This is a genomic window from Stenotrophomonas sp. SrG (genome assembly GCF_050031795.1).
GTDB lineage: Bacteria > Pseudomonadota > Gammaproteobacteria > Xanthomonadales > Xanthomonadaceae > Stenotrophomonas > Stenotrophomonas rhizophila_A.
Genome location: NZ_JBNBBE010000016.1, coordinates 39,914 through 61,167 on the forward strand (window position 1 = coordinate 39,914; position 21,254 = coordinate 61,167).

At 67.2% G+C, this 21,254-nt stretch carries 23 protein-coding genes and 1 tRNA gene; 13 read left to right on the forward strand and 11 right to left on the reverse strand.

The genetic code is table 11. The features are described 5' to 3' along the window. Positions 1-5 precede the first annotated feature (5 nt). Genes ACQG3P_RS15295 through amaB form a run of 7 tightly spaced genes read right to left on the reverse strand, consistent with a single transcriptional unit; the run spans position 6 to position 6,450 of the window. Entirely contained in the window at positions 6-893 is an 888-nt protein-coding gene (locus ACQG3P_RS15295; protein WP_068851364.1) for a DMT family transporter, read from the reverse strand. Between the two features lie 32 nt (positions 894-925). Further along, positions 926-1,975 carry a UDP-N-acetylmuramate dehydrogenase gene (gene murB, locus ACQG3P_RS15300; RefSeq protein ID WP_093534443.1) on the reverse strand — a complete coding sequence of 350 codons (1,050 nt, stop codon included), beginning with the start codon at positions 1,973-1,975 and terminating at the stop codon, positions 926-928. Then, the gene (locus ACQG3P_RS15305) at positions 1,972-3,027 is read right to left on the reverse strand and encodes a quinone-dependent dihydroorotate dehydrogenase (protein ID WP_093534445.1); all 1,056 of its coding nucleotides are present in this window, start codon (positions 3,025-3,027) and stop codon (positions 1,972-1,974) included. The genes murB and ACQG3P_RS15305 overlap by 4 nt, the downstream gene beginning before the upstream one ends. Before the next feature lie 9 nt (positions 3,028-3,036). Continuing rightward, positions 3,037-3,807: a class I SAM-dependent methyltransferase gene (locus tag ACQG3P_RS15310; RefSeq protein ID WP_426805544.1), complete on the reverse strand. Its 771-nt coding sequence runs from the start codon at positions 3,805-3,807 to the stop codon at positions 3,037-3,039. A 7-nt stretch (positions 3,808-3,814) separates the two neighbouring features. Then, entirely contained in the window at positions 3,815-4,099 is a 285-nt protein-coding gene (locus ACQG3P_RS15315) for a DUF4190 domain-containing protein (protein ID WP_068851376.1), read from the reverse strand. A 51-nt stretch (positions 4,100-4,150) separates the two neighbouring features. Further along, entirely contained in the window at positions 4,151-4,918 is a 768-nt protein-coding gene (locus ACQG3P_RS15320; RefSeq protein ID WP_426805545.1) for an SDR family NAD(P)-dependent oxidoreductase, read from the reverse strand. Beyond that, positions 4,918-6,450 carry an L-piperidine-6-carboxylate dehydrogenase gene (amaB, locus tag ACQG3P_RS15325; RefSeq protein WP_095364601.1) on the reverse strand — a complete coding sequence of 511 codons (1,533 nt, stop codon included), beginning with the start codon at positions 6,448-6,450 and terminating at the stop codon, positions 4,918-4,920. The genes ACQG3P_RS15320 and amaB overlap by 1 nt, the downstream gene beginning before the upstream one ends. Before the next feature lie 180 nt (positions 6,451-6,630). On the opposite strand from amaB, the gene kdsA reads away from it, so the two are divergent. The 3 genes from kdsA to ACQG3P_RS15340 all read left to right on the forward strand — a co-directional run bounded on the left by kdsA (position 6,631) and on the right by ACQG3P_RS15340 (position 7,985). Next, positions 6,631-7,476: a 3-deoxy-8-phosphooctulonate synthase gene (gene kdsA, locus ACQG3P_RS15330; RefSeq protein WP_068851383.1), complete on the forward strand. Its 846-nt coding sequence runs from the start codon at positions 6,631-6,633 to the stop codon at positions 7,474-7,476. A 123-nt stretch (positions 7,477-7,599) separates the two neighbouring features. Continuing rightward, positions 7,600-7,676 (forward strand) — tRNA-Arg (locus tag ACQG3P_RS15335). A gap of 186 nt (positions 7,677-7,862) precedes the next feature. Continuing rightward, positions 7,863-7,985: a hypothetical protein gene (locus ACQG3P_RS15340; protein WP_255220500.1), complete on the forward strand. Its 123-nt coding sequence runs from the start codon at positions 7,863-7,865 to the stop codon at positions 7,983-7,985. A 25-nt stretch (positions 7,986-8,010) separates the two neighbouring features. Here the strand turns inward: ACQG3P_RS15340 and ACQG3P_RS15345 are convergent, their stop codons facing one another. Beyond that, positions 8,011-8,211: a hypothetical protein gene (locus tag ACQG3P_RS15345; RefSeq protein WP_426805546.1), complete on the reverse strand. Its 201-nt coding sequence runs from the start codon at positions 8,209-8,211 to the stop codon at positions 8,011-8,013. 25 nt (positions 8,212-8,236) lie between these two features. Here ACQG3P_RS15345 and ACQG3P_RS15350 point away from each other — a divergent pair, with 25 nt between their 5' ends. Together ACQG3P_RS15350 and ACQG3P_RS15355 are read left to right on the forward strand one after the other, a co-directional pair. Beyond that, on the forward strand, positions 8,237-8,686 hold the full coding sequence (locus ACQG3P_RS15350) for a PA2169 family four-helix-bundle protein (protein ID WP_093534455.1): 450 nt from the start codon (positions 8,237-8,239) through the stop codon (positions 8,684-8,686). A gap of 154 nt (positions 8,687-8,840) precedes the next feature. After that, a complete protein-coding gene (locus tag ACQG3P_RS15355; protein ID WP_068851393.1) occupies positions 8,841-9,125 on the forward strand; it encodes a hypothetical protein in 285 nt (94 codons plus the stop codon). A gap of 6 nt (positions 9,126-9,131) precedes the next feature. Here ACQG3P_RS15355 and ACQG3P_RS15360 read toward each other — a convergent pair whose 3' ends face one another. After that, a complete protein-coding gene (locus ACQG3P_RS15360; protein ID WP_184123805.1) occupies positions 9,132-9,617 on the reverse strand; it encodes a GNAT family N-acetyltransferase in 486 nt (161 codons plus the stop codon). Positions 9,618-9,760: 143 nt separating this feature from the next. Here ACQG3P_RS15360 and ACQG3P_RS15365 point away from each other — a divergent pair, with 143 nt between their 5' ends. From ACQG3P_RS15365 to thrC, 6 genes are all read left to right on the forward strand, one after another. Beyond that, on the forward strand, positions 9,761-10,489 hold the full coding sequence (locus ACQG3P_RS15365; protein ID WP_426805547.1) for a helix-turn-helix domain-containing protein: 729 nt from the start codon (positions 9,761-9,763) through the stop codon (positions 10,487-10,489). 73 nt (positions 10,490-10,562) lie between these two features. Then, entirely contained in the window at positions 10,563-11,510 is a 948-nt protein-coding gene (locus ACQG3P_RS15370) for a DMT family transporter (protein ID WP_426805548.1), read from the forward strand. Between the two features lie 126 nt (positions 11,511-11,636). Beyond that, positions 11,637-11,774, forward strand: a complete 138-nt coding sequence (locus ACQG3P_RS15375; protein WP_179197367.1) for a hypothetical protein — start codon at positions 11,637-11,639, stop codon at positions 11,772-11,774. An 87-nt stretch (positions 11,775-11,861) separates the two neighbouring features. Further along, positions 11,862-14,384 carry a bifunctional aspartate kinase/homoserine dehydrogenase I gene (thrA, locus tag ACQG3P_RS15380; protein ID WP_426805549.1) on the forward strand — a complete coding sequence of 841 codons (2,523 nt, stop codon included), beginning with the start codon at positions 11,862-11,864 and terminating at the stop codon, positions 14,382-14,384. Positions 14,385-14,398: 14 nt separating this feature from the next. After that, entirely contained in the window at positions 14,399-15,313 is a 915-nt protein-coding gene (locus ACQG3P_RS15385) for a homoserine kinase (protein ID WP_426805562.1), read from the forward strand. A 32-nt stretch (positions 15,314-15,345) separates the two neighbouring features. Further along, positions 15,346-16,635 (forward strand): threonine synthase, encoded by a 1,290-nt coding sequence (gene thrC, locus ACQG3P_RS15390; protein ID WP_426805550.1) that lies wholly within the window; start codon positions 15,346-15,348, stop codon positions 16,633-16,635. Between the two features lie 28 nt (positions 16,636-16,663). Here the strand turns inward: thrC and ACQG3P_RS15395 are convergent, their stop codons facing one another. Continuing rightward, the gene (locus ACQG3P_RS15395; protein ID WP_426805551.1) at positions 16,664-17,413 is read right to left on the reverse strand and encodes a Crp/Fnr family transcriptional regulator; all 750 of its coding nucleotides are present in this window, start codon (positions 17,411-17,413) and stop codon (positions 16,664-16,666) included. Between the two features lie 145 nt (positions 17,414-17,558). Here ACQG3P_RS15395 and hisS point away from each other — a divergent pair, with 145 nt between their 5' ends. After that, on the forward strand, positions 17,559-18,956 hold the full coding sequence (hisS, locus tag ACQG3P_RS15400) for a histidine--tRNA ligase (RefSeq protein WP_426805552.1): 1,398 nt from the start codon (positions 17,559-17,561) through the stop codon (positions 18,954-18,956). Between the two features lie 302 nt (positions 18,957-19,258). Here hisS and ACQG3P_RS15405 read toward each other — a convergent pair whose 3' ends face one another. Beyond that, entirely contained in the window at positions 19,259-20,173 is a 915-nt protein-coding gene (locus ACQG3P_RS15405) for an IS110 family transposase (RefSeq protein ID WP_426805563.1), read from the reverse strand. 753 nt (positions 20,174-20,926) lie between these two features. Here ACQG3P_RS15405 and ACQG3P_RS15410 point away from each other — a divergent pair. Then, positions 20,927-21,253: a YerC/YecD family TrpR-related protein gene (locus tag ACQG3P_RS15410; RefSeq protein WP_426805553.1), complete on the forward strand. Its 327-nt coding sequence runs from the start codon at positions 20,927-20,929 to the stop codon at positions 21,251-21,253. The last annotated feature ends 1 nt before the right edge of the window (position 21,254 follow it).

Here is a 21,254-nt window from a genome sequence, read left to right on the forward strand (position 1 = left end):
CGTGCTTACTCGCCCGGCTTGGCGCCGGCCGTGGCGGCTTCGGATGCCGCGCGCCGCACCAGTACCGCCTCGCGGTGCGCGATGTAGGCATTGGCGGCAAGAATGATGCCCGCCCCGATGACGGTCCAGCGGTCCAGCGTTTCATTGAACAGCAGCCAGCCCAGCAGGCTGACCAGCGGCAGCTGCATGAAGCTGATCGGTGTCAGCGCCGAGACTTCGCCCAACCGCAACGCGCGGGTCCACAACAGCTGGCCCAACGTGCCCAGCACGCCGGTAGCGGCCAGCCAGGCCCACGCAACGCCGCTGGGCCAGACCCAGCCGAACAGGGCAGGCACCAGCGACAGCGGTACCCAGAACACGTAGGTGTAGAACACCACGGTATCGGCCCCGTCCACGCGGGTCAGCTGCTTGATCTGGATGGCGACCAGCGAACTGAGCACGGCGGCCAGCACCGCCACCAGCACGCCCGGGCTGAAGGTGGCGGCACCGGGGCGAACGATGATCAGGACCCCGATGAAGCCACAGACCACGGCCGCCCAACGGCGCGCGCGTACCTTCTCGCCAAGGAACAGCACGGCTGCGATGGTGACGAACAGGGGCGTGGAGTACGACAGCGAGATCGCCTGCGACATCGGCAGGTGGCCGATGGCCCAGAACGCACAGAGCATCGAGGCCAGCCCGATCAGGCTGCGCACGAAATAGCGGGGCAACTGTGTCGTGCGGAACGGCGAGCTGCCCGGGCGCAACAGGAACGGCAGCAGCGCCAGCAGGCCGAACGCGTTGCGGAAGAACGCCACTTCCTGGGTGGGCACGTAGCGGGTGGCATAGCGGATCGCCACGGCCATCAACCCGAAGGCCAGGGTACTGCCCAGCATCAGCAGCGCCGCACGCATCGGTGTCGGCGCGGGAAGGGCAAGCTGGACGGTCACCACTGCGCGCCGATCAGGCGCGGCTCCGGTTCGATGGGAACGCCGAATTTCTCCAGCACCGAGGCGGAAATGCGCCGCGCCAGCGCGAGCAGTTCGGCACCGGTGGCATTGCCGTGGTTGACCAGCACCAAGGCATGCTGGGGCGCCACGCCGGCATCGCCTTCGCGGAAGCCCTTCCAGCCGCAGGCTTCGATCATCCAGGCGGCCGAGAGCTTGCGCCGGTCGTCCTGGTCGGCCGGGTACACCGGCAGGCCGGGGAAGTGCTGCAGCAGCACCTCCACCTGTTCCAGCGGCAGCACCGGGTTCTTGAAGAAGCTGCCGGCATTGCCCAGCACATCCGGGTCGGGCAGCTTGCGCCGGCGGATGGCGATCACCGCATTGGCCACGTCGGCGGCCACCGGCAGCTCCACGCCCATCGCCTGCATTTCCTCGGCAATGCCTGCATAGCCCAGGCGCAGGGCATGCAACAGGGGCAGGCGCAGTTCGATGGCGCTGATCAGGTAGCGGTCCGCATCGTGCTTGAAGACGCTGTCGCGGTAGCTGAAGGCGCACGCGTCGGCATCCAGCCGCACCCATTCGTTGTTCTGGCGGTCCCATGCTTCCACCGCCTGGATGAACTCATCGACCTGCACGCCATAGGCGCCGATGTTCTGGATCGGGGCCGCACCGGCCGTGCCGGGAATCAGCGCCAGGTTCTCCAGCCCGGACAGGCCGTTCTGCAGCGACCACATCACCAGCCCATGCCAGTTCACGCCGGCGCCGGCACGCACCACGGTGTGGTCGGCGCGGTGTTCCAGCACTTCGATCGAGCGGTTGGCGAATACCAGTACGGTGCCGGGCACGTCGTCGGCGATCAGCACGTTGCTGCCGCTGCCCAGTACCAGCAGCGGGTGGCCGGCGACCTGGGGCAGGGCCAGCACGTCGGGCAGCAGGGCCGCGTCGTGCAGCTCCAGCAGCTGCTCGGCAACCGCGTCGACGTGGAAGGTGTTGAGCGCCTTCAGGGAGGCGTTTTCGGTCAGTGACCAGGCAGGCATTGCAGTACTCATAGGGGGGCCACCGCGCCACGGCTCGGTGCTTCGCGGCGTCGGCGGATCGCCTCTACGCAGTCGTGCACCAGCGCCGGGCCGCGGAAGATCAGGCCGCTGTAGCACTGCACCAGCGCGGCGCCAGCAGCCATCTTGGCCACGGCATCGGCACCGGACAGGATGCCGCCGACGCCGATCAACGGGGTGGATTCGGGCAGGCGCGCGCGCAGGCGGCGCAGCACCAGGGTGGACTGGCCCAGCAGCGGCGCGCCGGACAGGCCGCCGGCTTCGCTGGCATGCCGGTCGGCGGCAACCGAACTGCGGTCAATGGTGGTGTTGGTGGCGATCACTCCGTCCACCTTCAATTCGCCGAGCACGCGCGCTGCGGCATCGATGTCGCGGTCGCTCAGGTCCGGGGCGACCTTGACCAGCATCGGAACGCGCTTGCCATGCTTGGCCGCCAGCGCTTCCTGGCTTTCGCGCAGCTGCGAGACCAGCTGGCGCAGCGCGGTTTCTTCCTGCAGTTCACGCAGGCCGGCGGTGTTGGGCGAAGAGATGTTGACGGTGATGTAATCGGCCAGCGGGTACACCTTCTGCAGGCAGTGCTGGTAATCGTCGAACGCCTGCTCGTTGGGAGTGTCCTTGTTCTTGCCGATGTTGATGCCAAGCAGGCCGCTGCGGCGCTGCGCGCGTTCAACATTGCGCACCAGTGCATCCACGCCGAGGTTGTTGAACCCCATGCGGTTGATGATCGCCTGGTGGGCGGGCAGCCGGAACAGGCGCGGCTTGGGATTGCCTTCCTGCGGACGCGGCGTGATGGTGCCGATTTCCACGAACCCGAAGCCCAGCGCGAACAGCGCGTCGATGTGCTCGCCGTTCTTGTCCAGGCCGGCGCCCAGGCCGACCGGGTTGGGGAAGTTCAGCCCGAACACATTGGTCGGCAACGGGGCCGGGCGGCGTGCCAGCAGCGGCGTGGTGCCGGTGCGGTAGGCGAGGTCCAGCGCACTCAGGCCCAGGCCATGGGCGCGTTCGGCGTCCAGGGAAAACAGGAAGGGTCGGGCAAGCGAGTACATGGCGTCCAGTCAGTCCAGCGTGCCGATGAAGGCACGGGTTTGGTATTCAAAAGCGATTTTGCCATCGACCGCGTGCGCATCGAACAGCTGCTGCAGCGCGTCCAGCATTGGGGCGTGGCGCGGGTGGCCCGGCGGCGGGGCATAGGACGACGACAGCAGGCGGCCGCGCAGGCCGTCGGCATCCATGTACTGCGCGTTCGGGAACCGGGCGGTGCCGCGCAGGCCCGGGCCGAACCACGCGCGCATGGCATCGTCGTCCTGGTAGCGTTCGGCCACCTGGGTGTAATCGGTGCCGAACTCCAGCAGCAGCTGTTCGTAGCCGACCAGGAACGGCGAGGCGTCTAGCAGGCGCGAGTTCCAGAACACCAGCGCAAGGCCCTGCGGGTGCAGGATGCGCTTCCATTCCGTGCGCACCGCATCGGTGTCGAACCAGTGGAAGGCCTGCGCCGCTGCGACCAGGCCGACGCTGTCGTCGGCCAGCGTGGTGGCTTCGGCGGTGCCGTCCACCAGCTTCAGGCGCAGGTACTCGGCGACCAGCAGCTTCTCGGCCGCCTCGCGCATCGGCGCGTTGGGTTCCACCGCGATCACCGGATGCCCGGTGGCCAGGAAGAGGCGTGTGGAGATGCCGGTGCCGGCGCCGATGTCGGCGACCAGGGTTTCGGTGGGCACGCCCATCTCGCCATGCACCCAGTCCAGCAGCGCCGGTGGGTAGTCGGGACGGTAGCGGACGTAATCCGCCACGCGGTTGCTGAAACGTTCGGTTGCGTCCGATCCGCTCATGGGCACCTCACGATTGCAGGGAGACGAACCAGGCCAGCCCGCCGAAGAACAGCACGATGGCCAGCAGCGCCAACAGGCTGCCGATCACCACCACCCAGCCCATGATCAGGCCGGCCAAGGCCAGGCCATCGCCTTCCAGTTCCAGCGGGCGGCGGCGGATTTCGGCGCGGGCCATGTGCCCGGTGACGATGGCGACCACGCTGCCCAGGAAGGGAAGGGCGGTCCAGCCGAGGATGCCGGCGATCAGGCTGATCAGGGCCATGGCGCTGGTTTGGCGGGGCGGGAGGCTCATGCGGCTCCTGGGGGAAGGTGGGACAAGGGAATCATAGGGCCAGCGACGGGTTTATCCCATCAGGACCTGGCCGCCATCGACATTCAAGGTATGCCCGGTGATCCAGCGCGCCATCGGCGAGCACAGGAACAGGGCGGCATCGGCGATTTCCTGTGGCTGCCCGAAGCGGCCGAACGGGATCCTGGCCAGGGTGCCGTGGTAGAGGTCGGGGTCCTGCTCGCGCCGGCGTGCCCACAGCCCGTCCTCGAACTCGATCGAGCCCGGGGCAATGGCGTTCACCCGGATCCGGTGCGGGGCCAGCGCCAGCGCCTGCGAGGTGGTGTAGTGCATCAGTGCGGCCTTGGCGGCGCCATACGGGGCGGCGCCGGGGCGCGGCTGCTGGGCGGCGATCGAGGCCAGGTTGAGGATGCAGGCCTCGGCCGACTGCTTCAGCCAGGGCAGGGCGAGGCGGGAGGCACGCACCGCCGACATCAGGTCGACGCCGAGGCTGGCTTCCCAGCCGGCTTCATCGTCGGTCATGCCGTAGCCGGTGGCGTTGTTGATCAGCACATCGATACCGCCGAGGGCATCGGCGGCACTGGCCAGCCAGTGCTCGATATCGGCCAGGCGTGAAAGATCGGCCACCGCGGTGTGCAGCGACAGTCCCTGGGCAGCGGCGTCATCGCGCAGTGCAGCCAGGCCGGGTCCGCCGCGGGCGCACACCGAGACACGGGCACCGGCAGCGGCAAAGGCCAGCGCCATCGCGCGGCCGATGCCTTTGCTGCCACCGGCCACCAGTACGCGGCGGCCGGTGTAATCCAGGCGGGGGCATTCAACCATCACAGGTCGAACTTGATGCCCTGGGCCAGCGGCAGCGAATCGGAGTAGTTGATGGTGTTGGTCTGGCGGCGCATGTAGACCTTCCATGCATCCGAACCGGACTCACGGCCACCGCCGGTGTCCTTCTCGCCGCCGAACGCGCCGCCGATTTCCGCACCGGAGGTGCCGATGTTGACGTTGGCGATGCCACAGTCCGAACCGGCTGCCGACAGGAAACGCTCGGCCACCTTCAGGTTCTGGGTGAAGATCGACGAAGACAGGCCCTGCGGCACGCCGTTCTGCATGTCGATGGCTTCGTCCAGGGTGCTGTACTTCATCACGTACAGGATCGGCGCGAAGGTTTCGTGCTGCACCACTTCGTCGCTGTTCTTCAGCCCGGTGACAATGGCCGGCAGCACGAAGTTGCCGGCGCGGTCGATGCGGGTACCGCCGGTTTCGATGGTGCCGCCGCTGGCCTTGGCCTTTTCGATCGAGGCCAGGAACTGCTGCACGGCGCTGTCGCTGTTGAGCGGGCCCATCAGGTTGGCCGCATCGGTCGGATCGCCGATCTTGCCCTCCACCTGCTTGTACGCCTTGACCAGCGTGGCCAGCACGTTGTCGTAGATCGATTCGTGCACGATCAGGCGGCGCGTGGTGGTGCAGCGCTGGCCGGCAGTGCCGACCGCACCGAATACGATGCCCGGGATGGCCAGCTTCAGGTCCGCGCTCTCATCCAGGATGATGGCGTTGTTGCCGCCCAGTTCCAGCAGGCAGCGTCCCAGGCGGTGGGCAACCTTTTCGGCGACCTGGCGGCCGACCTGGGTCGAACCGGTGAAGCTGATCAGCGGCACGCGCTTGTCGGCCACCAGCTTCTGCGACAGCTCGGTGCCGGCGTCGTTGACCAGGAAGAAGATGTCCGGGAAGCCGGCGCCACGCAGCGCTTCGTTGCAGATGCGCATGGACGCGATGGCGGTCAGCGGGGTCTTGTTGGACGGCTTCCACAGGCACACATCACCGCAGATTGCGGCCAGGAACGAGTTCCATGCCCACACGGCGACCGGGAAGTTGAACGCGCTGATGATGCCGACCAGGCCCAGCGGCTGGTACTGCTCGTACATGCGGTGACCGGGGCGCTCGGAATGCATGGTGTAGCCGTACAGCATGCGGCTCTGGCCTACGGCGAAGTCGGCGATGTCGATCATCTCCTGCACTTCGCCGTCGCCTTCCGGCTTGCTCTTGCCCATTTCCAGCGCAACCAGCGAACCCAGCGCATCCTTGTTGGCGCGCAGTGCTTCGCCGCACAGGCGCACGGCTTCGCCACGGCGCGGGGCCGGGGTGGTGCGCCACACCTTGAAGGCTTCCTGGGCACGGGCCACGATGGTTTCGTAGTCGGCGTCGGTGGTGGCGTGCACCTGGGCGATGGCCTCGCCGGTGGTCGGGTTGACCGAGGTGATCACGCCCGCGCTGGTGGCCGACGACCACTCGCCGTTCCCGAGGTAGGTGCCAGCGTTGGTCGCGTCGAGGCCGAGCGCCTTGAGCAGGTCAGAGGACATGCAAACTCCTGTTGCGGATCGAAAAGGGCGCAGCCGCTGGCAGGGTGGGGGGTGCGGCGTGCAGACCCGCCATTCTATCAGGAGCGCCCAGCCGGCATTGCCGCAGCGCCACACGGCGCCGCCCGCCCGGTCGCGGCGGCCGCTAGAATGGACACCACTGTTCGCCCCCCAGGAATCTGAATGAACGTTACCGTTGCAGAAGGCGTGGTCGTCGGGAACCGTCTCCCGTTCGTGCTGTTTGGCGGCCTGAATGTGCTCGAAGACCTCGATTCGACCCTGCACGCGGCCGAACACTTCACCAAGGTCACGGCCAAGCTGGGCATCCCGTACGTGTTCAAGGCCTCGTTCGACAAGGCCAACCGCTCTTCGATCCATTCCTACCGTGGCGTGGGCCTGGACGAAGGGTTGCGCATCTTCGAGGAAGTGAAGCGCCAGCTCGGCGTGCCGGTGATCACCGACGTGCATGAAGTCGCCCAGGCCGCCCCGGTGGCCGACGTGGTCGACGTGCTGCAGATTCCGGCGTTCCTGGCGCGCCAGACCGACCTGGTGGTGGCCATCGCCCAGACCGGCCGTGCCGTGAACATCAAGAAGCCGCAGTTCCTCAGCCCCACGCAGATCAAGCACATCGTGTCCAAGATCCGCGAAGCGGGGAATGAGAACATCATCCTGTGCGAACGCGGTTCGCAGTTCGGCTACGACAACCTGGTCGTGGACATGCTCGGCTTCCGCGAAATGATCGAATCCACCGGGGGCCTGCCGGCGATCTTCGACGTCACCCACAGCCTGCAGCGCCGCGATGCCGGCAGCGAAGCCTCCGGTGGCCGCCGCCGCCAGGTGGCCGAACTGGCCCGTTCGGGCATGGCGCTGGGCCTTGCCGGCCTGTTCCTGGAAGCGCACCGCGATCCGGACCACGCCCGTTGCGACGGCCCCAGCGCCCTGCCGCTGAGCGCGCTTGAACCGTTCCTGGCCCAGATCAAGGCCGTGGACGAGCTGGTCAAGGGCTTCGCGGAGCTGGAAATCCGCTGACCCGGGCGTACCCGCGCGGCGCCATCGGCCTTGGTCCTGCCGCTGAATACCGGTATCCTTCACCGCTGCATGCACGCAAGGTGCATGCAGCCTGCAGCCAGGCTGCACGCCTGGCCGGCACATGGCCCCGTAGCTCAGCTGGATAGAGCGTCCCCCTCCTAAGGGGAAGGTCGCCCGTTCGAATCGGGCCGGGGTCACCATCACGTCCCGCAGGACGCTGTCTGCACGCTTCCCTCGCTGTCCATTGACGAACCACCTGTCAGGGTTGCTTCGACGCCACCGAAGGAACCCCCATGTCGACCTTGGACAACCGTCTCGAATTTCCGTGGCAACCCGTTGCTCAGGTTCCTGCGCCCGAGCCGTCTCCTGCTGCACCGGAGCCGCCGATGGAAGAGCCGCCTCTGCGCGAGCCGCCGGTCACCGAGCCACCCAGCGAAGCGCCGCCCGAAGGCGATCCTCCACCGGCGGAGCCGCCGCTGGAGGCACCGGTTCCTTCCCGCCAGGAATGACACGCTTGTCGCCGAAACGCCGCATTCAATGCGGCGTTTTTTTTGTTGTGGCGAGGATCGGTTGCACGCCAACGTGATGGCGCTGTCTCGGTGCGAACACGTGCTGACGACGCCAGCTTTCCATGGCGCAGACAACACTTAACGCCGCATTGTCCAAGGGCGCAAAGGTCACGCCGACTTCATTGCAGTTGCGGAAAAGTGGACTCACCCCGACACGGGTCAACACGAAATTCTTTCAGGAGTAGAAATCAGTGAGCACCGAATCCAAGACCGCGCATACCCTCAACGACATCATCGAGATTGCCCGCGATGGCCAGGACTTCTACACCGAAGCGGCCGACAAGGTAAAAGATGCTGAGCTGTCCGCGCTGTTTACCAAGATTGCTGGCGTCAAGTCGCAGATTGTCACCTCGCTGAGCAGCACGGTTGCCGCCACCGGCGCCAAGCCGGCCGAGCATGGCACCGTGGTGGGCTCCATGCAGCAGTTCTACGGCAAGGTCCGCGCCACGCTGGGCGATACCCAGTACGGTTACGTTGCCGAGCTCGAGGAATCCGAAGACCGCCTGCTGAAGGCGTTTAAGGACACCCTGACCGACAGCGATACCCCGCCGGCCGCCCGCGCGGAAGTCAGCCGCCTGCTGCCGCTGGTCCAGGAAACCCACGACGTGATGCGTAACCGCAAGCACGCCATGAAGCACTAACGGGCCGCGGCGACCCCGGTCGCCCCTCCTGTCTGCAGACGCCCCGGTTCAGCCGGGGCGTCTGCGTATCAGCCGGTCAAGCGACTCCACACACCCGCGTACGGCCCCGTCGGATATGGTGCATACTCGATCACAGTTACCGGCGGAATTGCTCATGGAACACATGCGTTGGCTCACGCTTCGTCTTGGCAATAACCAGTCCATCGGTCCTGGCGTTCTCAAGGACCTGTGGTCTAACGCGTGCGAGACGAACCAGTCGTCGGTGACCCGCGATACGGACGGGCGCTCGACCGCTTATGCGCTGCATGCGCCCACTTCGCTGGCCTACCCGAAGCGGGCCGAGCTGCGCATGCGCGAGCTGCTGGAAAAGGCGGGTTACACCTTCACCATGGGCTCGCTTGCCGATCGCCCGGCACCACAGCCGGTGCGCTTCCGCTGAGCCAGGCTATCTCGCCTGGCGGGCGAGGGGCAGTACCCGGCGCATGATGCGCACCGGCACGCCTGTGCGATGTGTCTGCCGCTCCAGTGGCTCCCAGCCCAGCTGCGCATACAGGCCACCATCATCGTGCTCGGTCTGCAGGAACACTTCGCGCACGCCGTAGCCCTGCGCTTTCTGCATCAGTGCCGCGATCAGGTCGCTGGCGAGCGCATGGCCACGATGCGACGGACACACGTAAACGCCACCCAGCCAGTGCAGCCGCTCGGGGCGTTCAGTGCGTTCATGGAATTTGAGCTGCGCGGCAGCAACGGGCACCTCGTTGTCCGTTGCCATCAGCAGCATGGGGAGCTCGTTGTCGTGCAGGAACACTTCCAGCCGCTGCTGTTCGTCTTCCAGCGTCCAACCGGGCACGCGGTGGCCCCAGGTGTCGAAATACCAGCGTGCAACAACGGGCAACAGGTGCGGTGCATGGCTCAGGGTCAGAAACGGCATCGGGTACTCCCTGTACGGCGCGACGGTACTTCCCATGACTACGGCCCCGTTATACCACTGGGGTATTGGCCCCTTGCCGTGACGCGTTGCAGGTTTTGAGAACCGCGCGCAGACTTGGATCCTCAGTCACGCCTGCGCTCACAATGTCTTCACCCACGTTCAACCTTCGCCGCTATGGCCGCTCGTCCAGCGTGGACCATCACGCGTTCGCGCAGTGGGTGGTGCCGGTGCGGGGTGAACTGGCGTTCGAGCTGGAAGGACATTGCGCACGCTTGGACCCCCTGCAGGGCGCCTTCGTGGCGCCCATGGCCGGGCATGCCCAGGCCGCCGGTGATGACGACCGCTTCCTGATCGTGGACTGCCCGGCGGAGATGTTCGACGACGATACGCTCGAACGCCTGCATCGCCAGCCCGTGCTCGCCTTGCCAGTGCAGGTGCGCGCGATGGCGCAGCGGGTGGCGGACGCCGCACACGAACGGGTCAACGACGACACGGTCCGATGCGAATTGCCCGGACTGCTGCAGGCGTTTTCGCTGGCCGGCAGTGCAACACGGCTGCAGGCGGTCTGTGCGCGCATGGAACGCGCACCCGGACAGGCGTGGCCGGTGGAGCGCATCGCCAGTGAGGTCGGGGTCAGCAGCAGCCGGTTGCATGCCGTGTTCCGCCAGGCCTTCGGGCTCAGCCCACAGGCCTGGTTGAGCGCCAGCCGATTGCGTTGGGCGCGCGGGCAGCTGGCTGCGAGTGATGCGTCCATTGCCGACATCGCCCAGCACGCCGGTTATTCCGAGCAGAGCGCATTGACCCGCGCACTGCGCCGGGAGTGGGGCATGACCCCGGCCGATTACCGCCGTCGCTTCCGGCACTCGCAGTAGTCTGGGTCAAGATGGTCCGCCGCGTGGCACCTACACTGGCGCGGTCTCTTTACTGCCGGGCGCATGGCTGCTGATGAATCGTTCGATGGGTGTGGGTATCGCCAATGGCGTCGCTGCCGGGGCGCTGTGGGGCGTGGTGTTCCTGGCGCCGGCGGTGCTCAGCCATTTCAGCGCCGTGCAGCTGTCGGCCGGGCGCTATCTGGTCTATGGACTGATTGCCGTGGTGCTGCTGGCGCCCCGCTGGCGTGAGCTGCGCGAGTGGATCGGCATGGCCGAATGGCGTGGTCTCCTGTGGCTGAGCCTTGCCGGCAACCTGGTGTACTTCGTGCTGCTGGCCCATGCGGTCCAGTGGGCGGGCGGGGCGGCGGCGTCGCTGATCGTCGGGCTGATTCCCGTAGTGGTCACGTTGGCTGGGGTGCGCGAGCAGGGCGCGGTGCCGCTGCGCCAGCTTGCGCCCGCACTGACCCTGTGCCTGTTCGGGGTAGGCCTGGTGGGCTATGAGGCGCTGCAGTCCGAGCATGCGCAGGGCTCGGCCAACCAGCGCCTGCTGGGCCTGCTGTGCGCGTTTGGTGCGCTGTTTTCGTGGGCGCTGTATTCCATCGGCAACAGCCGCTGGCTGGCGCGGCGCCCGGACATTTCCGGCCACGACTGGTCCTTGTTGACCGGCGTGGCCACCGGTGCGCTGGCGCTGCTGCTGGTGCCCAGCGCGTTCGTCGTCCCAAGCCCCGCGCACGCGCCAGTCGACTGGATGTGGTTCTGGGTCATCAGCGCGGGCGTGGCCGTGGTTGCCTCGGTGTTCGGCAACGCCTGTTGGAACCGGGCCAGCCGCAACCTGCCGCTGACCCTGACCGGGCAGATGATCGTGTTCGAGACGCTGTTCGCGCTGCTGTACGGATTCGGCTGGCAGCGGCGCTGGCCGACCCTGATGGAATCACTCGCGATCGTCTGCCTGGTCTCCGGGGTGCTGTTGTGCGCGCACGCACACCGGCCGCCACGGGCGGTGGCCGAACACGCCGGCTGATTCCGTTGCGCGGCCTGGATGGTCACATTCGCAACTTTTTGGCCGACGATGTCTGCTGTTCGTCGCGTTTGACTTTTTGCGGTGCAACACTTGACAAGCACCCGGTCGGCGTAGTTTTCTTGGTCCATGGTCATTACCGCCGCCACCGTCACGCTTCGCTCGACCGCCCTCACAGGCGGCGTGCGCAGCGGTGCCCTGGCCACCGGTACCACCACCATTACCACCGTCACCACTCGCCTGGTGCGGCCCGTCGTCTTCGCGTAATTTCCGAAAACAACGGCCCCGCACCAGATCAGGTTGCGGGGGATCTCCTTCAGCCTGAATGACGCGGGGCCTCGAATCGAGGTCAGCATGTCTTCTGTCGCCGCTTCACCCGATGCCGCTGCATCGCCTGCCTCCTCCGCGCCGCTGCGCGCGGCCACCTCGACGGTCGTGCACAAGTTCGGCGGCACCTCCGTGGCCGACGCCGACCGCTACCGCCACGTGGCCCAGCTGCTGCTGGCCCGTGACGAAGCGGTGCAGGTCACCGTGGTATCGGCGATGAAGGGCGTGACCGACGCGCTGATCGCGCTGGCCGGTGCCGCTTCCGACAACGCGCCGCAGTGGCGCGACGACTGGCATGCACTGCGCGCCCGCCATCGCGGTGCCGCCGTTGCGCTGCTGGGCGAGCATGCAGGCGACACGGTGGAATGGCTGGATGCGCGCTTCGACCATCTGGCCGAGGTGCTGGGCGCGCTGGCAGTGATCGGTGAGCTGCCCAGCGAGGTACTGGACCGCGTGCAGGGCCTGGGTGAGGTGTATTCGGCGCATCTGCTGGGCCACTACCTGCGCAGCATCGGCGAGGACTGCGCCGTGCTGGATGCGCGCGAGGTGCTGGTGGTGGACCGTGGCGAACTCGGCGTGGACGTGGACTGGGTGCAGAGCGCGCAGCGTCTGGCGGTGTGGCGTGACGCGCACCCGGCGGCGCGCGTGGTGGCCACCGGGTTCGTGGCCCGCGACCGCCGCGACCGGGTGACCACCCTGGGGCGCAACGGCAGTGACTACTCCGGTGCGATCTTTGCCGCTCTCTTCAACGCCGATGAGCTGCATATCTGGACCGATGTGGACGGCGTGCTTTCGGCCGACCCGCGGGTGGTGCCCGAAGCCGTGCAGCTGGAAGCGCTGAGCTACGACGAGGCCTGCGAACTGGCGTATTTCGGCGCGAAGGTGGTGCACCCGCAGACCATGTCGCCCGCTATCGAACGCGGCCTGCCGATCATCATCCGCAATACCTTCCATCCGGACCATCCCGGTACCCGGATCACCGCCGAACGCACCAGTTCCGGCCCGATCAAGGGCCTCACCCTGAGCCCGGAGCTGGCGCTGCTCAACCTGGAAGGCACCGGCCTGATCGGCGTGCCCGGCACGGCCGAGCGTGTGTTCGCCGCGCTGCGCAACGCGCACGTGTCGGTGGTGATGATTTCACAGGGCTCGTCGGAACATTCCATCTGCTGCGTGGTGCGCCAGGCCGAGGCGCAGCGGGCGCGCGATGCGCTCCTGCAGGCGTTCGCGCACGAACTCAGCCTGGGCCAGGTGCAGCGCGTGCAGCTCACCGACAATGTCAGCGTGCTGGCGGCGGTGGGCGATGGCATGGCCGGGCAGCCAGGCGTGGCCGCGCGCCTGTTCGAATCGCTGGGACGCGCGCAGGTGAACATCCTCGCCATCGCGCAGGGCTCCTCCGAACGCAACATCTCGGTGGCGGTGGACAGCCGCCACGCGACCAAGGCGCTGCGCGCGGCGCACGCCGGGTTCTGGCTGTCGCCGCAGACCTTCTCGGTCGGCGTGATTGGCCCCGGCAATGTGGGCGCGGCATTGCTTGACCAGTTGCTGGTCGCGCAGCCCACCCTGCTGACGCGCGCCAACGTGGACCTTCGCGTGCGTGCGGTGGCATCGCGCAGCCGCATGCACCTGGATGCACGGGGCGTGCAGGGCGACTGGCGCGCTGCGCTCGCCGGGCAGGCCCAGGCGACAGACCTGGACCAGTTCACCGAGCACCTGCTGTCGGCGCACCTGCCGCATGCCTTGATCGTCGACTGCAGCGGCAGTGCCGATGTCGCCGACCGCTATGCCGGCTGGCTGGCGGCCGGCATCCACGTGGTCACTCCCAACAAGCAGGCCGGTGCCGGCCCGTTGCAGCGCTACCACGCCATCCGGGAGGCGGCCGCTGCCACCGGCGCGCGGTTCCGCTACGAAGCGACAGTCGGCGCGGGGCTCCCGGTGATCACCACGTTGCGCGACCTGGTTGATACCGGTGATGAAGTGCTGGCCGTCGATGGCATCTTCTCCGGCACGCTGGCCTGGCTGTTCAACAAGTACGACGGTCAGGTGCCGTTCTCCGAACTGGTCGCGCAGGCGCGCGGCATGGGCTACACCGAACCGGACCCGCGCGACGATCTGTCCGGCGTGGATGTGGCGCGCAAGCTGGTCATCCTCGCGCGTGAGGCCGGCCGTGAACTGAGCCTGGAACAGGTCAGCGTGGAAAGCCTTGTGCCCGAAGCCCTGCGCCAGGCCAGCGTGGACGACTTCATGAGCGGGCTGGCATCGGTGGACAGCGTGTTCGCCGAACGGCTGGAGCAGGCGCGTGCACGCGGTGCGGTGCTGCGTTACGTGGCGCGGCTGTCGGCGGATGGGGCGCAGGTGGGGCTGGTGGAGCTGCCGGTTGGCCATGCGTTTGCCAACCTGCGCCTGACCGACAATGTGGTGCAGTTCACCACGCGTCGCTACTGCGAGAACCCGCTGGTGGTGCAGGGCCCCGGTGCGGGTCCGGAAGTGACCGCTGCGGGCGTGTTTGCCGATGTGCTGCGGGTCGCGGCGGGTGAAGGAGCGCGCCTGTGAGTCCAAGCAACGTGCTGGAGGCGCGCGCGTTCTCACCGGCATCGGTGGGCAATGTCGCGGTGGGGTTCGACATCCTCGGCCATGTCATCGCGGGGGTGGGCGACACCGTGACCGTGCGCCGCACTGACGCGCCGGGCGTGCGGATCCTCGCGATCCGCGGCACCACGGTGGATCTGCCGCTGGTGGCGGCCGACAACACCGCAGGGGCGGCGCTGCTGGCGATGATCGACGCGCTTGGGTTGCCGTTCGGCTTTGAACTGGAGATCGACAAGGGCATCGCGCTGGGCTCGGGCATGGGCGGCTCGGCGGCGTCGTGCGTGGCCGCGCTGGTGGCGGCCAATGCGCTGCTGGATACGCCGCTGTCGCGCGAGGCGTTGTATCCGTTCGCGCTGAGCGGTGAGGCGGTGGCCAGTGGCGGCCGGCACGGCGACAACCTCGGACCGATGCTGCTGGGCGGGTTGGTGCTCAGCACGGCGGACCGGCTGGTGAGCATCCCGGTGCCCGCCGGGTGGTACAGCCTGCTGGTGCATCCAGACGCCGTCCTGGAAACCCGTCGAGCGCGTGCGGCGCTGCAGGGCAGCTACCACCTTTCCGAATTCGTCACGCAAAGCGCGAACCTGGCGCTGGTGTTGAGCGGCTGCTTCCGCGGAGATGCCGAGCTGGTGCGCGCCGGCCTGCGCGACGTGCTGGTGGAACCGCGTCGCGCCGGCCTCATCGAGGGCTTTGCCGCGGCGCGCGACGCTGCGTTGGCGGCCGGTGCACTGGGCGCCAGCATTTCGGGGGCCGGCCCCAGCGTGTTCGCGTGGTTTGAAAGCCAAGCGGCGGCGCAGGCCGCGCAACACGCCGTGCAGGCCGCTTTTGCCGTTGCAGGTTTCGACAGCCAGGGCTGGGTATCGCCGTTGGACGCGCCCGGGGCATGCCTGCTGTGAGCGCGCTTTCCACTCTTCTGCCAGGATCTTCCATGCAATTCGTTTCGACCCGTCACGCCGCACCTGCAGCCACCCTGAGTGCGGCCATCGCCGCCGGCCTTGCCCCCGATGGTGGGCTATATGTTCCGCAGCAGCGACCCCAGCCGCAGCGCTGGCAGGCGCAGGGCAGCCTGGCGCGCAACGCCGAAGCGGTGCTTGCGCCGTTCTTCGCCGGCGACGCGCTTGCGCCGCACCTGGCCACGTTGTGCGCGGAGGCCTTCAATTTCCCGGCACCGCTGCGTGCGCTGGCCACCCCGGGCGACCACGTGTTGGAGTTGTTCCATGGGCCGACCGCCGCGTTCAAGGATTTCGGCGCGCGTTTCCTTGCGGCCAGCCTGGCCCAGCTACAGCGTGACCGTGCCCGCCCGCTGACCATCGTGGTGGCCACCTCGGGCGACACCGGCGCGGCCGTCGCGGCGGCGTTCCATCGCCAGCCGGGCATCCGCGTGGTGGTGCTGTATCCCGATGGCCGGGTATCGCCGCGCCAGGCGCACCAGCTGGGCTGCTTCGGCGACAACATCCACGCCCTGCGCGTGGCCGGTTCGTTCGACGACTGCCAGGCGATGGTGAAGCAGGCCCTGGGCGACCGCGAGCTGCAGGCAGAGGTTCCTCTGAGCTCGGCCAACAGCATCAGCCTCGGCCGATGGCTGCCCCAGATGAGCTACTACGCCGACGCGGCGCTGACCCACCATGAGGCGACCGGCGAGGTGCTGAACCTGGTGGTGCCCACCGGCAACCTCGGCAACGCGATGGCCGCAGTACTTGCCCGCGCGATGGGCCTGCCGCTGGGGCAGATCGCACTGGCCACCAATGCCAACGACGTGCTGCCGCGCTTTTTCCACGGCGGTGGATACCGGCCGCTGCACAGCGTAGCCACCCTGGCCAACGCGATGGACGTCGGCGCGCCCAGCAACTTCGAGCGGCTGCGCTGGCTGTATGAAGAAGACGACGATGCACTGCGCGCGGCGTTCCGCGTCGAGGCGGTTGACGATGCGGCGATCCGCGAACTGATCGCCCGGCGCCATGCGGCAGCGGGCGAGGTCTTCTGCCCGCACACCGCCACGGCGGTGAAGCTGCTGGAACAACTTCGCGCCGAAGGCGTGCAGGGCGATTGGGCGGTCGCCGCAACCGCACATCCGGCCAAGTTCGAATCGGTGGTCGAACCGCTGATCGGCCGCACCCTTGAGGTGCCCCCGGCGCTGGCGGCGCTGCTGGAACGCCCCGCGCACGCCGAACCGTGCCCGCCGCATTACGCAGCGCTGCGCGAATTCCTTGGGGCTTGATGGATGTGTAGCCGGGCGGGGCCCGGCGCTACGCGCCGCAGAGGACCTGCAACCCGGCTTCGTCCAGAATCTCCACGGTGTTCAGGTGGGGCAGGGCAATCAAGCCCTGCTGCCGCAGCTTGGTGAACGTGCGGCTCACCGTTTCCATGGTCAGGCCAAGATGGTCGGCAATGTCGCTGCGCCCCATCGGCAGGATCACCCGCAACCCATCCCCGCCCAGCCGCGCTTCACGCGCGGCCAGCCGCAGCAGGAAATCAGCCAGCTTTTCGGCGGGCTGCAGGCGGCCCAGCGCCAGCGCGGCATCGGCTGCTTCATCCAGCGCCTGGCAGGCGCGCTGCAGCAGCTTGCGCTCCAGGTGCGGATAGCGTGCGCGCAGGTCCTTCATCGGGGCCAGGCCCACGCGGCAGACCCGGCTGTCGGCAATGGCTTCGATGTCGTAGCGGTGATGGTCGCTGCCGGTCAGCCCGAGATAATCACCGGGCAGCACGAATCCACTGATCTGGCGGCGGCCATCTGCCAGGGTGCGGACCAGCCGCAGCGCGCCTTCGGTCAAGGTATAGACATGTTGGCGGGCCTCGCCAGCGCGGACCAGGGTGGCCCCCAGCGGCAGCGGCTGCGACACCGTGACCCGTTCCAGGGCCTGGACTTCATCGGGCGACAGCGCCGAACACACGGCCAGGTGGCGCACCGAGCAGTGCAGGCAGTCACGCAGCGGCGAGCAGCCCGGTGCGGGATCTTCTACAGCGGCAACGGCGGTTCCGGAGTGGGGCCGGGTCATGTCGAACCAGGGAGCGGGGCCTGCCTATGATACGTCATGCGGCCGTTGGCCAAGTTCGACGCGGCCGATGACGGCCGCGCGGCCCGGCTGCGGCTAGAATATGCAGCTCGCTCTTCCCCCAAGTTCCCCCGCAGGAGTCCCGCAAGTGATCAAGCCCCGTACGCCGCCCGGCATCATGGAACTGCTGCCGCGCGAGCAGATCGCGTTCCAGCGCATGCTGGACGTCATCCGCCGCAATTACGAGCGGTTCGGGTTCCTGCCGGTGGAAACCCCGGTGTTCGAGCTGTCCGACGTGCTGCTGACCAAGTCCGGTGGCGAGACCGAGCGCCAGGTGTATTTCGTGCAGTCGACCGGCGCGTTGGCCAATGCGGCCGAAGCGGGTGACAAGAGCCTGCCGGAGCTGGCGCTGCGCTTCGACCTGACCGTGCCGCTGGCGCGTTACGTGGCCGAGCACGAACACGACCTGACCTTCCCGTTCCGCCGTTACCAGATGCAGCGGGTGTACCGCGGCGAGCGCGCCCAGCGCGGCCGCTTCCGCGAGTTCTACCAGTGCGACATCGACGTGATCGGCAAGGACAGCCTGAGCACCCGCTATGACGCCGAAGTGCTGGCGGTCATCCATGCGGTGTTCGCGGAGCTGCGCATCGGTGATTTCTCGGTCCAGCTGAACAACCGCAAGCTGATGCGCGGTTTCTTCGAAAGCCTGGGCGTGGCCGACGGCGAGCGCCAGATGGCGGTGCTGCGCGAGGTCGACAAGCTCGACAAGCGCGGCCCGGATTACGTGCGCGAAACGCTGACCGGCGAAGGCTTCGCGATCCCGGCCGAGCAGGTCGACCGGATCCTGGCGTTCGTGGCAGTGCGCTCGAGCAGCCACGCTGACGCGCTGGCGCAGCTAGACGCGCTGATCGCCGACGGCACTGCCAGTGATACGCTGAAACTCGGAGTGGCCGAGCTGCGCGAGGTGCTGCAGCTGGTGAAGGCGCTGGGCGTGCCGGAAACCGCGTACTGCCTGAACTTCTCGATCGCCCGCGGCCTGGATTACTACACCGGCACGGTGTACGAAACCACGCTGACCGACCACCCGCAGATCGGGTCGATCTGTTCGGGCGGCCGTTACGAGGACCTGGCCAGCCACTACAGCAAGTCCAAGCTGCCGGGCGTGGGCATCTCCATCGGCCTGACCCGCCTGTTCTGGCAGCTGCGCGAGGCGGGGCTGATCGCAGGCATCGAAGACAGCAGCGTGCACGCGCTGGTGGCGCTGATGGACGACAACGGCCTGGCCGATTCGCTGGATATCGCCCGTCGCCTGCGCGTGGGCGGGATCAACGCGGAAGTGCAGATGGAGCCGAAGAAGATCGGCAAGCAGTTCCAGTACGCGGCCAAGGCAGGCATCCGCTTCGTGGTGCTGGCCGGTGAAGACGAGCTGGCGCGCGGCGTGGTGGCGGTGAAGGATCTGCTGCGCGAGCAGCAGTTCGACGTTGCCCGCGATGAGCTGGCCAGTGCATTGCAGGTGGAGCTGGAGCAGACGCGCGCGATGGCGTGAGTCTGGTTTGGTTGATGCTTGTCTGGCAACGGCACCTTCGGGTGCCGTTGTTGTTTTTGGGTGTCTGATTGCGGGATTTCACTGTGCGCCAGGCGTTGCCCATTGCTTCCATGCATCCAGGCGAACAGCCTGTTTGCACGCGATCCCTGGTTTGGCGGGACGGTGCGGGTTTGCGGGACACGCCGTGAATCCGTCCTTGGAGCAACTGTGTTGCTGAGAGGGCCGGCGGCCACTCCGGCAGACGGGCATGGTGGTGCCGGCCGCTGGCTGGCAGCCTCTGGATGTCGCCCCGTTGGCTGGCTTCAGGCGGGGATCGGTCCGCTTTCAGCGTCACGCACGCGGGCGTTGAGGATTACCAGCATCTTCCGCATCACCGCCACGATGGCCACCTTGCCTTCCTTGCCGCGGGCCCGCAGCGACCGGTAGAAATCCCGCAGCCGAGGCTCATGCCGCATGGCCGACATGGCGGCCATGTAGAGCACTTGGCGGATCTCGGCTCTACCACCGTGGATACTTCGTTTTCCGCGCATCGTGCCGCTGTCGTGGGACATCGGGGCCACGCCGACCAGGCTGGCGATGGCCTTGCCGCTGATTCTGCCCAGCTCGGGCAGATGGCTGGCCAGCACCGCCTGTAACGCAGGACCGACGCCCTTCATCGACTTCATTACGGCCAGTTGAGGCTGCTGTTCAACCTGTTCGCCGATCTGCTTTCCCAAGCGTGCGACCAGCGTCTGCAAGCGTGTAATGTTGGCTTGCAGTAGCCGGCGCAATTCACGATCACCGACCATTTCCTGCTGCTGTCGCGCGACGGTCAGCGCCTGCATCGCCTGCCGGCGAGCCCGCACGAATTCCCGCATTCTCTGTTGCCAAGGCTCCAGCGGCTGGTAGGCGTGCAGCTTGACCAGCACGGCCATCTTCGCCAGTGCGCAGGCATCCAAGCGGTCGGTCTTGGCCACGTGGCCCATACCCTGGGCTAGCCTGCGGGCCCGCAAGGCATTGGCGCGGACCACCGGACGACCGGCCTTGTGCAGAAAATCCAGCACGCGCTGCTCATAGCCACCGGTAGCCTCCAGCACGATCTGGTCCGCCGGGTGTTCTTTCAGCCAGGCCTCCAATTCAGCAAAGCCAGCGGCGGTATTTCTGACCTGCAGAATTTCACCGTCCGTCGTACCAACGTCCAGCTGCTGCTTGCTCACATCAATCCCGATCCCGTTCATCGCCCAACTCCGTATAGTCTGGAAGGGTCGAGAGCTCCCCCGCTTGCCCAGTCTTATCACTGCGAGTGTCAGCTCCAGCAACTGTTCGGGCGGATCAAGGGAGATTCCGGCGTGGGCGCCAAGCTCCATGGCGATCGTCGAGATCCAGGCTTGCACGGCGGCCCACGCCGGCTCTCGGCGCCTACGCTGCCAGATTCCGAACAGATAAGGCTTGGCAAAAACATCCATGTTTTTGACAGTCCCGCAAACCCGCCCCGTCCCACCTTCGACAGGTGGTTGGTGGCCAGGGGTTACAGCGAAAGCGTCTTCGTTTCTGGGTCATGCGTTATCGCATGTGGATGGCTTCGGGGCAGTCGTCTTACGACCGACCCTACCAACTCAACGCCCGGTAACGCATGAAAAAACATCGAACCCGGCCTTTGACGTTCCATGGCCACCAACACACCGTCGAGGGTCGGCGGGGGCGGGTATGCGGGACCGTAGAAAACATGGATGTTTTCTACGAGCCCCCATGGACGGGTTCACGGCGTGTCCCGCATACCCGCACCCGCCGGCCCAGCTCGGGCCATGCAAAGGCCACCAGCTGTTCGCCCAGATCCATCGCCAGCCGGGCAGCGCCCGGCGACGGACCGCGATGCTCGATCCCCACTGGAACGAAGGCCTGAAACTGAACGCAGTACGCGAGAAGCTCAAGCCGATTTGGCATCAGCCGGCTTTTGCGCTAATGTAATAGCACGCTATTACATTGATACGATGAAAATCCGCCCCGTCCCCCGTGAGAAAGACCCCCAGGCCGACCTGGACAGCCTGGCTGTCGCCTTTGCCGGCCTGTCCAGCGCCGAGCAGGTCACTGCGTTCCTGCGCGACCTGTGCACCCCGGCCGAGTTGGAGGCGCTGTCCGACCGCTGGAAGGTAGTGCCGCTGCTGCGGCAGGGCGTGCCGTATCGCGAAATCCATGAATTGACCGGTGTCAGCGTGACCACCACCGGGCGGGTGGCGCGCTCGCTGGACCATGGCCACGGCGGCTATGCCGCCGCCATTGCCGCGACCGCCACGCCTGCAGCCCCCGAATCCGAGTAGA

Coding starts and splice junctions, on each gene's coding strand:
- amaB (WP_095364601.1), bottom strand. CDS start 6,450: ATGTCCTCTGACCTGCTCAAGGCGCTCGGCCTCGACGCGACCAACGCT.
- ACQG3P_RS15370 (WP_426805548.1), top strand. CDS start 10,563: ATGAATCGTTCGATGGGTGTGGGTATCGCCAATGGCGTCGCTGCCGGG.
- ACQG3P_RS15305 (WP_093534445.1), bottom strand. CDS start 3,027: ATGTACTCGCTTGCCCGACCCTTCCTGTTTTCCCTGGACGCCGAACGC.
- murB (WP_093534443.1), bottom strand. CDS start 1,975: ATGAGTACTGCAATGCCTGCCTGGTCACTGACCGAAAACGCCTCCCTG.
- ACQG3P_RS15360 (WP_184123805.1), bottom strand. CDS start 9,617: ATGCCGTTTCTGACCCTGAGCCATGCACCGCACCTGTTGCCCGTTGTT.
- thrC (WP_426805550.1), top strand. CDS start 15,346: ATGCAATTCGTTTCGACCCGTCACGCCGCACCTGCAGCCACCCTGAGT.
- ACQG3P_RS15340 (WP_255220500.1), top strand. CDS start 7,863: ATGGAAGAGCCGCCTCTGCGCGAGCCGCCGGTCACCGAGCCACCCAGC.
- ACQG3P_RS15365 (WP_426805547.1), top strand. CDS start 9,761: ATGTCTTCACCCACGTTCAACCTTCGCCGCTATGGCCGCTCGTCCAGC.
- ACQG3P_RS15405 (WP_426805563.1), bottom strand. CDS start 20,173: ATGAACGGGATCGGGATTGATGTGAGCAAGCAGCAGCTGGACGTTGGT.
- ACQG3P_RS15410 (WP_426805553.1), top strand. CDS start 20,927: ATGAAAATCCGCCCCGTCCCCCGTGAGAAAGACCCCCAGGCCGACCTG.
- ACQG3P_RS15375 (WP_179197367.1), top strand. CDS start 11,637: ATGGTCATTACCGCCGCCACCGTCACGCTTCGCTCGACCGCCCTCACA.
- kdsA (WP_068851383.1), top strand. CDS start 6,631: ATGAACGTTACCGTTGCAGAAGGCGTGGTCGTCGGGAACCGTCTCCCG.
- ACQG3P_RS15310 (WP_426805544.1), bottom strand. CDS start 3,807: ATGAGCGGATCGGACGCAACCGAACGTTTCAGCAACCGCGTGGCGGAT.
- thrA (WP_426805549.1), top strand. CDS start 11,862: ATGTCTTCTGTCGCCGCTTCACCCGATGCCGCTGCATCGCCTGCCTCC.
- ACQG3P_RS15320 (WP_426805545.1), bottom strand. CDS start 4,918: ATGGTTGAATGCCCCCGCCTGGATTACACCGGCCGCCGCGTACTGGTG.
- ACQG3P_RS15295 (WP_068851364.1), bottom strand. CDS start 893: ATGCGTGCGGCGCTGCTGATGCTGGGCAGTACCCTGGCCTTCGGGTTG.
- ACQG3P_RS15395 (WP_426805551.1), bottom strand. CDS start 17,413: ATGACCCGGCCCCACTCCGGAACCGCCGTTGCCGCTGTAGAAGATCCC.
- ACQG3P_RS15315 (WP_068851376.1), bottom strand. CDS start 4,099: ATGAGCCTCCCGCCCCGCCAAACCAGCGCCATGGCCCTGATCAGCCTG.
- ACQG3P_RS15355 (WP_068851393.1), top strand. CDS start 8,841: ATGGAACACATGCGTTGGCTCACGCTTCGTCTTGGCAATAACCAGTCC.